Here is a 13,417-nt window from a genome sequence, read left to right on the forward strand (position 1 = left end):
CTGACCTGTTCATTTAAGTCATCAAAGCTAAGATCTTACAAGCTGCCTCAGCCAAATTGGTACCAGGCCCAAATAAAGCGATGACTCCCTTATCAAATAAAACCTGATGATCTTGTGGAGGAATAATACCTCCAGCAATCACCAGTATATCTTGCCGGCGATATTCTTTCAGTTTAAGAATCAGTTCCGGGATGAGGCTTAGATGGGCTCCCGCCAGGGTAGAGATGCCAATGAAATGGACATCGTTTTCGACAGCTTGTCTGGCAGTCTCCTCAGGGGTTTGAAACAAAGGGCCGATGTCCACATCAAAGCCAATATCAGCAAATCCGGATGCAATGATTTTGGCACCACGATCATGCCCATCTTGCCCTATTTTAGCAACCAGGATCCTCGGTCGGCGACCATTTTTTTGTTCAAATGCCAGGACTGCAGTCATTGCCTTCTTAAAGTATTTATTTTTCATGCTGTTCGTGCCATATATTTTACTTACGCCTGATACCGGAGCACGATATCTGCCAAAATGATTTTCAATAGCTTTGGATATTTCTCCCAATGTAGCCCGCATCCTTGCAGCTTCGATAGCGCACTCCAAAATATTTTGACCTTCTCTGGCACAGGCTTGAGTAATCTTTTTTAGTGCTTTTTGTACTGCTTTTTCATTACGGGCAGATTTGATTTCTTGAAGTCGCTTTAACTGGGTGGACAATACCTTCTCATGAGATACACTTAAGGTCTCAGGCCAAAATTCATTTTCCTGATTTAAAAAATTGACTCCAATTATTTTTTCGTCGCCTGCATCTATCCTTGCTTGTCTTACCGCAGCCGCAGATTCAATTTTGTTTTTAGCATACCCTGTTAGTATAGCTTTGGTCATTCCACCTTGATCTAGTACTTCTTCTATAATTTTCTGACTCTTTTCCAGTAATTCATTTGTTATTTGCTCCACATATTGACTCCCACTCATGATATCAGCCCATTGTGTAAGTCCAGACTTTCGTTGTAGATAAAGTTGTGTATTGCGTGCTACTTCGGCAGTTTCGACTGTGGGTAGCGCAATAGCTTCATCCATGGAATTGGTATGCAGTGACTGCGTGAGACCACCTATAGCTGCCAATGCTTCGATAGTCGTGCGAGTGACATTATTATCAATATCTCTCTGGGTCAGGGACCATCCAGATGTCTGGCAATGGGTTCTCAATAATTTAGATCTCTCCATTTTTCCTCCAGCGTTGGTGACCAGCCGGGACCACAACACTCTGGCTGCCCTTAGCTTGGCCACTTCTAACCAATAATCCATCCCTATCCCGAAAAAAAATGAAAACTGCGGTGCAAACTCATCGATTTCGAGAGCTGCTTTTTTGCCATACATCAAATATTCATAACCGTCTGCCAACGTAAATGCCAATTCAAGCTCAGGTGGAGCGCCTGCTTCAAGCATATGGTATCCACTTACACTGATGGTATTAAATTTTGGCATATAATCATTGGCATACCGAAAAATATCGGTCACCAGTCGCATGGATCCTACGGGAGGATAGATATAAGTATTGCGGACTAAAAACTCTTTGAGAATATCATTTTGAATCGTGCCACTCAATTTTTCTTTTGAGACACCTTGCTCATCAGCTGCTACGATAAAAAATGCAAGAATCGGAATGACTGCTCCATTCATCGTCATGGACACTGATATATTATCCAGCGGAATATTGTTGAAGAGAATTTTCATATCCTCTACGGAGTCAATGGCCACACCGGCTTTACCTACATCACCACTGACTCTGACATGATCTGAATCATAACCTCTGTGAGTCGCCAGGTCAAATGCAACACTCAACCCTTTTTGTCCTGCAGCAAGATTCTCTTTATAAAACTGATTACTCTCTTCTGCTGTAGAGAATCCTGCATATTGTCTGATAGTCCATGGTCTGGCCAGGTACATAGTGGCATAGGGGCCATTGGTGAATGGCTCAAATCCGCCATATTCCACGACATGCTCTCTCGAGGATAGCTCTGGGATAAACAAATCTGATCGTAACGGAATGGATGCAAATTTAATGGGTCGATGCATTGGTTAAATTTAATGAATTATCCGGGGTATGATCCACATAAAAGTACAGAATGCCTATAGACACCCAAACTGAAGTATAGATAAGATAAGGGTAAGGGATCACTATGAAATTATAAAATACGACAAGCGTTAGTTTCAGCCAGGCAAGTTTATACCATTGGTTGTTTTTCTTTAAAGTCAATATCATCACGACCGCTACGAGTACCAAAAGTATGATTTGCAGCCAATAGACTTGTGTATAATGATCTACGCCTGCCATAGATGAAAATCCTAACCCTTCTTCCATTACAGTCAGGTATTTATTTGGATTGGTTGAAATAGCACTTAGATAATTTCCAGATAGGTTTATAAAACTACTAAGATTACCCCATGCCCCGGTGACCGTTATCAACAATACCACTGTAGTCGTCGCTGAGACGGCATATTTAACAAGTTTGCTTTTATCATCCCACTTCAAATAATATAAGAGGAGTGCAATACTATAAAAAGCTATACCATATCTACTCAACATGCATAGTGCGACCAAAATACCGGTAGCCATTACATTTTTTTTATAGAGGCTGATCACCAAACCAATATAATAGGCATATACCACGCCCTCCTCAGCCAGGACAAGGGTTTCATTGCGCACATTCAGTACATAATCAAACCAAAGGCCGATCAAAATAAAAGTCATCAGTGTGCCCAAGAAAGTTCTATGACTCAAGAGCATGACCAATATAGATATCAGAAGCATCCCATAAGTAATCCATCTCAAATCAAAATCAAAGAGGATAGCAGGTACAAATGGTATCCACATAGCAGGCAGATACACCGGCATCACTCCCCCCCAGATCTCCGGGATCAAGGTGTATACTCCAGATGCTGATATCCATCGCTGACACATTATCTTGATGACCGGCAACATATCTGCATGGGTGAAATCAAGTGAGTTTAGCAAATAGAGATGATTCAGCTTTGGTATACTCCAGGCACATAAAATCAATAATAAAATAAATGATACCCAGTGATATTGAGTCAATCCTTTACCATAGTACACGGTCTTTGAAAATAATAATATCACTACACCAATGGCACTGACAAAATGCAGCCATCGACATGCATTCATGGATAGGGTATTTTGCCAATAGGTCGAGGACAATACCTCCATCAACACCATTAAAAACAGTATAATCGATTTTATATTTTGACTTAAACCCATTTTTACAGGCCAAATGTAGAATTTAGTATTGACTTAAACATTTGATTTTGATATGCTTACAACAGGTTGACTCTGTTGTCAATCACTGTTAGCTTATCGTTTGGACTTTTTAAGCTTTCTTTAAAAGCCTCGGGATCATTTATGGTTACCTTTGTGCTCATTCTACAGACAATTAAATTAAAATATTTATATGTTATTGTTGGAAGGAAAAGAAGAAATCTAAATTAATTTTAGTTTCTTAGCATCAGATTTTTTAGACAATTAAAGTTCCAAATGCAATTAAGCAACATTAGACTAGCCATTTTATTTTCTGCAATCTATTTATTTAGCTCGTTTTCTTTCATGTCAGCGGCCCCTACTCCATCAGTGGAAAATAATATTGTTGAAAAAATTTATAACGATCTGTTTGTAGACATCAGCGATGAAGAATTAGAGAATCGTATCATGTCTGTCACCAATTTATTAGAGCCTAAGTTCACGGCTGAAGTAAAAGGATATTTAAGAGTTTATCTTACTTCCAGACCACAGTGGACACAGATTTTATTAGGTCGTACTTCTATCTATTTCCCAATCTTCGAAAAGAAAATTGAAGAAAAAGGGATGCCTAATGATGTCAAATTTATAAGCATCATAGAGTCTGCTTTACGCACGGACGCGCGCAGCCGCGTTGGTGCACAGGGATTGTGGCAGTTTATGCCTGGTACTGCCAAAGACAATAGGTTAGTCATAGACAAATATGTGGATGAAAGAGATGATCCATATAGAGCTACCGATGCTGCATTGGAATATCTTTCGAGCTTGTATGGCCGATACAATGATTGGGCACTGGCCATAGCCGCTTATAACAGTGGACCGGGCAGAGTCAATCAAGCGATTGCCATCTCCGGTTCCAGAAATTTTTGGCAAATGCGGAATTATCTGCCAAAAGAGACAAGAAATTATGTGCCGGCTTTTCTAGCTGCTGCTTATATGATGAAGTATTATTCAGAGTACTACATTTCCCCGGAGACCCCAAGGTTGGACTTTCAGATTAACAGGCCGTTTAAGATTTATGATGAACTAACTTTTGAAAAAATATCAGCTATTACAGGGTTGTCCATCAGTGATGTCAAATTTTTAAACACTTCATTTAGAAAAGATGTAATACCAACCAATTCTATAGGTTACACCTTGTTATTACCTTCAAGAGTAGCTAATAAAATGGATCAATATCTGAACAATGTAGAGAAACCTGATCATTCAAAGACTGAAGATCCTCAGCGGGAGCTTATAGATAGCAGTTTGATGGACCAGGTCTTTTACGATCATGTATTATATGACGCTCAGCCTGGTGAAAAACTCAAAGACATCGCTGATATGTTTAAGGTGGACAAGTACAATATCAGACATTGGAATTCCATGAGTTCAGATGATATCAATCCAGACCAACCCATGGTGATACATTATATCAAGAACGAAAACCATATCTCCGTAAATAATATCTCCAGGAAATTTGTGAAGCGCAACAAGGTAGCCATCACTAAAATTCCTTCTAAAATCCAGAAATTAAATGCATTGCAAAAAGCATTTCCTGCTTTTTATAATAAGGTGAATGTAAAGACCAATGAGTTTCAAAATCTTGATTTAAGAGATCATTATAGATTGCGCAGAGGAGAAAGTTTTCAGGATGTTATTCGCAAAAACCCCAACCTGTCACTGGAGGATATGCAGGCCGGTATGATTAGAAACACCAATCCTGCTGCGACCATCGTCATCCCGATCAGCAAATAGATTATTTAAAAAAAATCGTTAGGATTTAATTTTTTATCCTACGGATTGACGAAGGCATTGCAAAGTAATTTCTTGCCAGGGTTAATTTTATTAAATGATCACGTATTTATTATACTTATGACGGTCTAAGCTCTCATGTAAGCTAAGCTTAGTTTAACTCGTAAGCTAGCTTACGGATGTACGTTTACCCCACGCATTAAGCCATTTACAACATATTAACAAATAATTTAATATGTTTGAAGCCTTTTACTACTTACAGTAAATCAATTAGTTAGCATCTTATTTGACGATTGTTATCAATCGATTAACAGACATTGGCACAAGTTTGGCATTCTACCCATTAACTAATTTATTTATATGAAATTTTATCACGAAACCTGAAAAAAACAATTGTAATGATTCTGAGAATGACAAAAATCGTGTTGATCCTACTTATGTACTCTTATGCCTTGCACGCAGAGCCTGCTGAAAATGTCCGTATGATATCTTATATCGAACAATATAAATATCTGGCCATACAGGAAATGCATCGTACCCAGATACCAGCGAGTATCAAACTTGCTCAGGCTATCCTGGAATCACAAGCCGGTTCCAGTTTACTTGCTATCAAAGCCAACAACCATTTTGGTATCAAATGTGGTGACCGATGGACTGGAGGCACTTATTATCTCAAAGATGACGACTATGACAAACATGGCAATCATATCCAATCATGTTTCCGGGCATATAGTGATCCGATGGAGAGTTTTATGGCCCATAGCAATTTTATTACCGGGGAAGGCAGAATGACCAATAGGTATGCTTCATTGTTTTTGTTACCTAGTGACGACTATAAAGGATGGGCAGAAGGATTGCAAAAAGCAGGTTATGCCACTCATCCTTTGTATGCAAAACGGTTGATCAGTATCATTCAAGATTATCGATTATATGTCTATGATAAGAATGCCAGCCAACCTACTCCTGATGCTCCTCCCGGCTTTTTCATGGATAAAGAAAAATCACCTTTTACCAAAGTCAATGGGTTAAAGAGTGTATTTGTAGATCATCAGGCTAGCCCTGCAGAGATTGCTATGGATTTTAACCTTCCGGTTGAATTGGTCATGAAATACAATGAAATATTGACAGATGAAAATGCAGCCATCGGCACGCCTATGTATGTATTTCTGGAAAAAAAGAAAAAGAAAAGTTCTACACAAAAAGAATATCACCTTGTATCCAAGGGTGAAACTATCGAGTCTATATCCCAACTCTATGGCATCCAGGCTAAATATCTTTATCGTAGAAATCGTATAAAATCGGGGAGTCAACCATCTGTTGGCTCCAAGATATATCTTTCACGTAGATCAAAATATGCTCCAAACCTACAAATGGCCAGCACGAATCAACCACAGATGATGGCTACTACTACTCCAGAACAAAATCTCCCCGTAGTACCAAAAGAAAACAATGAAAACAAAATCATTCAGTCAGTTCGTACTCCGTTAGAACAAACCCTCACCTCAATCAATGAAAACGATGCTTATTATACTGTACAGGAAAAAGATACCTTATTCAGCATAGCCAAAAAATTCAACACCACAGTAGCTACCTTAAAGTCTTTAAACCAACTTGAACTAGACACCATCAAAATTGGCCAACAGTTGAAAACCAAATAAAAATATACAAATTATACTTTCCCAAGACGAGAGTATTTAAAACCAACCTGATAAGCTTTCACCCCCAGTGAAAGCTTTTTTTATGTCATTTTTGGTCGTAAAACACCAATTAACCTGCCATATTGTCGTCCATTTTGACCATTTGCTGCCATTATGACTTGCATTTTCACTTGGAACGCGATTTGATTTAATGAAAGTCTAAACAATTAAATCAAATCACAAAATGAATAAACATTTTAAATTCCCATTTTGGAATCCCGAACTTGAACAAGTTGTAGAGGATTTTATCAAATCAGTACAAGTAGATAATACCAAAGATTTTGGCTGGTCCTGGACACGCCCTTTGGCCAATATTGAAGAGTCCCCGGAAAGCTACATCATTTCTTTAGCAGCCCCTGGATTGGAAAAGCCAGACTTTAATCTATCTGTCGATCAAAATATCCTGAAAGTCACCGTCGACAAACCTAAGACCGAAAACTCCAACAAAAAGTTGAAGTCAGAGTTTAGCTATCACCATTTTACCAGAAACTTTAAAATAAGCCAGGATGTCAATAAAGAAAGCATCAAGGCTGCCTATGCTAATGGTGTGCTAACAATCACTTTACCAAAGAAAGAAGGTGCTCAGGATAGCCCAAAGACAATCAACATTCTTTAATCACATTTTTAAAACATATTTAACTATGAACTTAATCACTTATAATCCATTTTTCACCACCAAATTTAATAATCGGGTGAGTGACACTGAACAGAGTTATTCTCCTTCAGTCAATATTCTGGAAAAAGAAAACGGCTTTTTTCTCGAAGTCGTAAGCCCTGGAATGGCCAAATCAGATTTCAAAATTGAAGTCAAAAACAAACAATTGACGATTTCTGCTGAGAAACAAAAAGCAAATGAAACAGTAGAAAGCGATAAAGTTTGGCGAAAAGAATATACGCTAGATTCTTTCAACAGAAGTTTTTACCTGCCTGCTTCGGTAGAGGCTGACGCTATTGAAGCCAATTATGATCAGGGTATTTTAAAAATATTTATCCCTAAAAAGGCCGAAGCCATCCCTACTGTCAAAAACATCGAAGTAGCCTAACGGAGGGATCATACAAAATATTAAGGGTCAGAAATTTTCTGACCCTTTATTATTTCCAAACGATTCATTTGCTATTTTGATGCGTTATAAAATAAACATTGCGAACCGATGCAATCCATTATTTAACTATTGTTAATTAATTCATATGAATAATAAATATGTAAACATTTAACACAGTAAATACGCTTAATTAACATTACCGTTATAAATTTGTATAATATGTAATCAACCAGCTACCAATTGAAGTACATCTTTATTATATCATTTTTCTTTGTTTCGATGTCAGTCAATGCTCAGACGATGCTGACACTCGAGCCCAATCCTGTCAGCATGGTGGTCAAGTCCAATGATCTGGATGTGGCTGGTAAAGCTTCTTTAAAAAATAATTCAAAGGATACCTTAATCGTAAAATGGTCTCGCAAAATAGAGAATATCACTCAAGGTTGGTCTAGTGCAGTATGTGACAAAAACTTTTGTTACATCCCCACCATCGATACTATGAAACTGGTCCTGGCTCCGGGTGAAATCAGCAATATGGATATACATGTTTATCCAATGGGGATATCTGGCTCTGCCAAAGTCACTTTGCGTATCGAGCAAGTCGGCAGTCCGGACAATTTTGTTTCAGGCGCTTATTTTTTCAATCAGACGACTCCTTTAAAGAGCGATGTTGAAAAAGATGCGATTCAGCTCTACCCTAATCCCGCACAGGAATATTTTATGGTGACTTCACCGGTAGTGCTGGGTAAAATAGAATTGTATAATATCACTGGCGACAAAGCCAAAGTCTATTATGCCTATAAAAATAAACGCTATTATATCGACGATGTACCCTCCGGCATCTATATGGTAAGGCTATTAAATCTTCAGCAAGAAATAGTCAAAACAGTCGTCCTGAAGAAGAAATAATCCTTAAGCAGGATATTCCACATAATTTCTGGGTGTCTCATACAATCTAACTGTAATGTCATATTTGGCATCCAGCACAGATTTTAATATACTCCAAATAACATAACATACATTTTCTGCGGAAGGCAACAAGGCTTTAAATTCTGGGCAGTCTAGATTTAAGTTTTTATGATCAAATCTATCTTCGATTTCACGACCGATGATAGCCTTTAAGTCAAACAAATTTATCACAAAACCCGTATCCGGGTCTACTTCCCCGACCACCTTTACTTCTACTTCGTAATTATGCCCATGAAAATTGGGATTGGCACAGATACCAAATACCCTGTCATTGCGCTCGGCATCCCAGTGTGGATTATACAATCGATGTGCGGCATTAAAATGACCTCTTCTAAAAACTGCTACTTTCATTATGGAAGGTCAAAGTTCCTAAACTTTACGCGGAGTAAATGATTTTATTCAATTAAATTTTTAAAAATGGCAGTTTCCCAGGAAATGGTAATTCTTGAATTTGTAATGTTTTAACAGCTTAGCTGGCTGCCCCGATCTTAGTTATATTTGCATGTACCCAGTTCAGTCAAATCCTGCTTATGAAGTTTTCAGACATTCCAGGAATGGAAACGGAGAAAAAAAGACTAGTCGCTTTTGTGCAGCAAGATCGGTTGCCCCATGCTTTATTGATCCATGGGCCAGAAGGTTCGGCCAAATTGGCTTTAGCCCTGGCTTTCTCGTCCTACCTCATGTGCGAGAACCCCCAAGATGGGCAAGCTTGCGGAGAATGCCTGGCCTGTCTAAAGACCTTCAAACTCATACATCCTGATATCCATTATTTTTTCCCTTTGTCAGGCAAAGACAATAAGTGTGATGAATGCATGCCTGACTGGCGCAGAGCTGTATTGGAAAATCCATATTTGACTGCCCCACATTGGCAAGAGATCATTGCGAAAGAAAACAAACTCCTCAATATCTCAGCAGATGAATGTCGGATCATGGTCAAAAAACTATCGCTGACTATCTACGAAGGGAAGTACAGGATATTATTGATCTGGCTACCCGAATACCTTGGAACACAAGGGAATATCTTATTGAAACTCATCGAAGAGCCTCCGGCCAACAGTCTTATATTATTGATTACCGAAAGTGTACAATCTTTGATAGCCACCATCGTATCAAGATGCCAAACCTTGGCTATTCCTCGTTTTACAGATGAAAATATCAAGGTCACCCTATCAAAATTTGGCCTTAAAGACGATCTGTTGATCACCAATATCGCCAGAACTGCTGAAGGTAATATGTATGAAGCTATCCGCATGGGTAGCGATCAAACCAACCCCCATAGCGAACAAATGATACGCTGGTTGCGGCTCTGTTTTAAAAACAAAGCCAATGAGCTAATCTCCTGGTGCGAAGACTTTGCCACCGAAGGCAGGGACACTCATCGCCAATTTCTCAAATATGGATTAAATTTTTTAGATCAAATACTGAGGTACAAAGTGACCGGCCAGGAAATATCCGGGTTCAATCCAGATGAATGGAAAGGCATCAAAGGACTGTCCACACAATTAGAGATTGAAGATATTCGCTTGATGTCCGAGTTATTTAACGATCACATTGTATATATAGAGCGAAATGCCAATCCCAAAATATTATTCAGTGCGCTGTCGCTGAATATTCACCAATTATTTTCTAAACAAAAAGTCCATCAGTTCAGATTGATTTAGAAAGTTGGAGTTTCCACTGATGGCTGGCTCATTCCGATTGATCGTTTTCCGAGGCAAATATGCTATGTCCTGAATGATCAGCAGATATCCGGGTGTCCCGGCTCACCAAGGTTATCTACTTCTAAATAAACCAGTTATAAGTAGTTATATTCAATGATATAAAATTGTACCTTTGTTCAATGGCATGTGTAGGATGTTCGACCGGCGCAGACGGCAAAGCTGCTGGTTGTAAAAGTAATGGAGGTTGTTCGACAGGAGGCTGCAATAGGATGAACACCTATGATTGGATATCCGTATTGGATATTGATGATCCTGCACCCTATCCCTGGGTAGAAGTCAGCTTCAAAAATGGCTCCAGGAAGGAATTTTTCAAAAAAGATTCTCTAATTGATTATAGCACCGGTGATTGGGTGGTGGTAGAGACTGCTGCCGGTCAGGATGTTGGCAAGATCACACTCTCTGGTGACCTGGTAAGGTTACAGATGAAAAAGAAAGGAGTCACCGAGGATAGAATACTTTTCAAAGTTGTACGACAAGCTTCTGACCGCGATTTGGATCATATGACCCAAGCCAGAGATATGGAAAAAATGACCCTGGTCAAAGGTAGGGTCATCGCCCGAAGTCTTGGATTGGACATGAAGTTAGGTGATGTAGAATATCAGGCTGACCTTCGAAAAGCAACCTTTTTTTATACCGCCGACAGAAGAATAGATTTTCGTGAGTTAGTAAAACTTTACGCCAAAGAATTTCATATTAAAATCGAAATGAGGCAGATTGGCGCCAGGCAGGAGTCAGCTCGCATTGGAGGTATTGGTTCCTGCGGAAGAGAGCTTTGCTGTTCGACCTGGCTTTCAGATTTTAAGACAGTAGTCACTTCCGCAGCAAGGTATCAAAACCTGGCGATTAATCAAACCAAGCTTTCCGGTCAATGTGGTCGACTCAAGTGCTGCCTCAATTATGAACTGGATGTATATATGGAGTCCCTCAACAGGTTTCCTATGGAGATAGAGACCCTGATGTCAGGCTTAGGTCGCGCCAACCTTCTGAAAACGGATATTTTTAAAGGCATTATGTATTACGAGTTGGAGTCCAGTGGTAAATCCAGAGAATCTTCCATATTCGGACTTACTCCTGAGCAAGTGAGAAACCATAAAGAAAGGACAGACCGTGGTGAAAGACCTGCTGATTTTGGTATCACGATTCCCCTGGGTGGACCCACTACAGCCAACCCTCTGGAAGCGGATGCAGGCTTTGTCGATGTCACTGGCGAAATTGAATTGCCTGAAGAAAAAAGAAGAAAAAACAAAGGGCGAGGTAGAAATCAAAACCAGAAGAATCCTTCCTCCCCCAATCCTCGAAACCAGGGATCTCAGGACAACCGGCCTCCCCAAGCTGATCGTCGACCGTCTTCTGGTCAGAGAAATCCTAATCAAAACAATCCCAGATCGAATCAAAGAACTGACAGACCAGGTACTCAGGGTTCTGACCAGGGATCTCAGCCTCAGAGACCTAACCGTAACAATAGAAACAGACCACGACCTGACCGACCTCCAGGCACTGATAGACCGCAAAGACCGGATACTCCACCCTCAAATAATTAATACATGAAAACCCAGGTTTTAATCATAGGATCAGGACCAGGCGGATATGTAGCTGCAATCAAATGTGCCCAGCTAGGTATGCAAGTCATCCTGGTAGAAAAGTATAACACCCTTGGAGGTACTTGCCTTAATGTAGGTTGTATTCCCTCAAAGGCTTTACTCGACAGCAGTGAACATTACTATCAAGCCTCGCATCAGTTTGCTATACACGGTATTCAGGTCAAAGACCTTAAGATCGACATGCCCCAGATGATCAGGAGAAAAAATGAGGTAGTGGACCAAACTTGCAAAGGAGTTCAGTACCTGATGAAGAAAAATAAAATAGAGGTGATCACGGGGACAGCTGCGTTTCTAGACCCTCATTCAGTAGAAATCACGCTCCCCGATGGCACCAAATCACAAGTCAATGCAGAAAATATCATCATCGCCACCGGGTCCAAACCAATCACTCCTCCAGCCTTTAATTATGACAAAAAAAGAGTGATCACCAGTACCGAGACACTGCAGATACAGTCAGTTCCTAAGTCTATGTTGATCATCGGCGCCGGAGTCATTGGGCTAGAGCTTGGTTCAGTGTACTCCAGGCTGGGGACACAAGTAGATGTCATTGAATACCTGGACCATATCCTCCCAGGCATGGATAGAGACTGCTCCAAAGAACTGCAAAAGGTGTTGGAGAAAAATGGCATAAAATTCCACCTGAATCACGCGGTGCAGACAGTGACCTCCACAGCTAAAACGGTTACCGTAAAATACAAATCAAATGAATCTGACGAATTAAAGTCAATGACCGCTGATTATTGCCTGATCGCCATCGGCCGAAGAGCCTATACAGAAGGATTACATCCTGAACGGGGAGGCCTCACGCTGGATCCTAAAGGGAGGATCGAAGTAGATGATCATTACAGGACAAAATCACCGCACATCTATGCCATAGGCGATGTCATCACAGGCCCAATGCTGGCACACAAAGCTTCAGACGAAGGTCTGGCAGTCGCTGAGATTATAGCCGGCCAGAAGCCGCATATTGATTACAACCTGATACCTGGCGTAGTATACACCTGGCCTGAACTAGCCTCTGTAGGTAAAACCGAAGAAAAGCTCAATGAAGAAGGCAGGGAATTCAAAATTGGAAAATTTCCATTCAAAGCACTTGGCAGATCACGGGCCAGTATGGACTTAGACGGTCAGGTCAAAATAATTGCGGACAAAAACACAGACGAAGTCCTTGGTGTACACATCCTCGGCCCCAGAGCAGCAGATCTGATTATGGAAGCAGTCACCTTGATGGAATTTCGAGGCAGTGCCGAAGATATGGCCCGAATCTGTCACCCTCATCCTACCTTCTCTGAAGCCATTAAGGAAGCTGCTTATGCTGCCTGGTCAGGCAAAGCTTTACATCTTTGATCG

Annotated in this window: 11 protein-coding genes; 8 read left to right on the forward strand and 3 right to left on the reverse strand. The window is 40.3% G+C overall.

Features of this window, described 5'->3' with window-relative positions; genetic code table 11:
* Window positions 1-13: 13 nt before the first annotated feature.
* Together scpA and IPJ09_08810 are read right to left on the reverse strand one after the other, a co-directional pair.
* Window positions 14-2,068, reverse strand: a complete 2,055-nt coding sequence (scpA, locus tag IPJ09_08805; protein ID MBK7371528.1) for a methylmalonyl-CoA mutase — start codon at window positions 2,066-2,068, stop codon at window positions 14-16.
* Window positions 2,052-3,176, reverse strand: a complete 1,125-nt coding sequence (locus IPJ09_08810; GenBank protein MBK7371529.1) for a hypothetical protein — start codon at window positions 3,174-3,176, stop codon at window positions 2,052-2,054. The genes scpA and IPJ09_08810 overlap by 17 nt, the downstream gene beginning before the upstream one ends.
* Window positions 3,177-3,611: 435 nt before the next feature.
* Here IPJ09_08810 and IPJ09_08815 point away from each other — a divergent pair, with 435 nt between their 5' ends.
* From IPJ09_08815 to IPJ09_08835, 5 genes are all read left to right on the forward strand, one after another.
* On the forward strand, window positions 3,612-5,039 hold the full coding sequence (locus tag IPJ09_08815; GenBank protein ID MBK7371530.1) for a transglycosylase SLT domain-containing protein: 1,428 nt from the start codon (window positions 3,612-3,614) through the stop codon (window positions 5,037-5,039).
* Window positions 5,040-5,434: 395 nt separating this feature from the next.
* Window positions 5,435-6,694 carry a LysM peptidoglycan-binding domain-containing protein gene (locus IPJ09_08820; protein MBK7371531.1) on the forward strand — a complete coding sequence of 420 codons (1,260 nt, stop codon included), beginning with the start codon at window positions 5,435-5,437 and terminating at the stop codon, window positions 6,692-6,694.
* Between the two features lie 223 nt (window positions 6,695-6,917).
* Window positions 6,918-7,349, forward strand: a complete 432-nt coding sequence (locus tag IPJ09_08825; GenBank protein MBK7371532.1) for an Hsp20/alpha crystallin family protein — start codon at window positions 6,918-6,920, stop codon at window positions 7,347-7,349.
* Between the two features lie 25 nt (window positions 7,350-7,374).
* Complete coding sequence (locus IPJ09_08830) at window positions 7,375-7,776, forward strand: Hsp20/alpha crystallin family protein (protein MBK7371533.1); 402 nt, start codon at window positions 7,375-7,377, stop codon at window positions 7,774-7,776.
* A 240-nt stretch (window positions 7,777-8,016) separates the two neighbouring features.
* Window positions 8,017-8,685 (forward strand): T9SS type A sorting domain-containing protein, encoded by a 669-nt coding sequence (locus tag IPJ09_08835; protein MBK7371534.1) that lies wholly within the window; start codon window positions 8,017-8,019, stop codon window positions 8,683-8,685.
* A gap of 3 nt (window positions 8,686-8,688) precedes the next feature.
* Here IPJ09_08835 and IPJ09_08840 read toward each other — a convergent pair whose 3' ends face one another.
* Entirely contained in the window at window positions 8,689-9,096 is a 408-nt protein-coding gene (locus IPJ09_08840) for a 6-carboxytetrahydropterin synthase (protein MBK7371535.1), read from the reverse strand.
* A 179-nt stretch (window positions 9,097-9,275) separates the two neighbouring features.
* On the opposite strand from IPJ09_08840, the gene IPJ09_08845 reads away from it, so the two are divergent.
* From IPJ09_08845 to lpdA, 3 genes are all read left to right on the forward strand, one after another.
* The gene (locus IPJ09_08845; GenBank protein MBK7371536.1) at window positions 9,276-10,406 is read left to right on the forward strand and encodes a hypothetical protein; all 1,131 of its coding nucleotides are present in this window, start codon (window positions 9,276-9,278) and stop codon (window positions 10,404-10,406) included.
* A gap of 179 nt (window positions 10,407-10,585) precedes the next feature.
* On the forward strand, window positions 10,586-12,007 hold the full coding sequence (locus tag IPJ09_08850) for a hypothetical protein (protein MBK7371537.1): 1,422 nt from the start codon (window positions 10,586-10,588) through the stop codon (window positions 12,005-12,007).
* A gap of 3 nt (window positions 12,008-12,010) precedes the next feature.
* Window positions 12,011-13,414, forward strand: a complete 1,404-nt coding sequence (gene lpdA, locus IPJ09_08855; protein ID MBK7371538.1) for a dihydrolipoyl dehydrogenase — start codon at window positions 12,011-12,013, stop codon at window positions 13,412-13,414.
* Window positions 13,415-13,417 lie beyond the last annotated feature (3 nt).

This window comes from Saprospiraceae bacterium, assembly GCA_016709995.1.
In the GTDB taxonomy this organism is placed as follows: domain Bacteria; phylum Bacteroidota; class Bacteroidia; order Chitinophagales; family Saprospiraceae; genus JADJLQ01.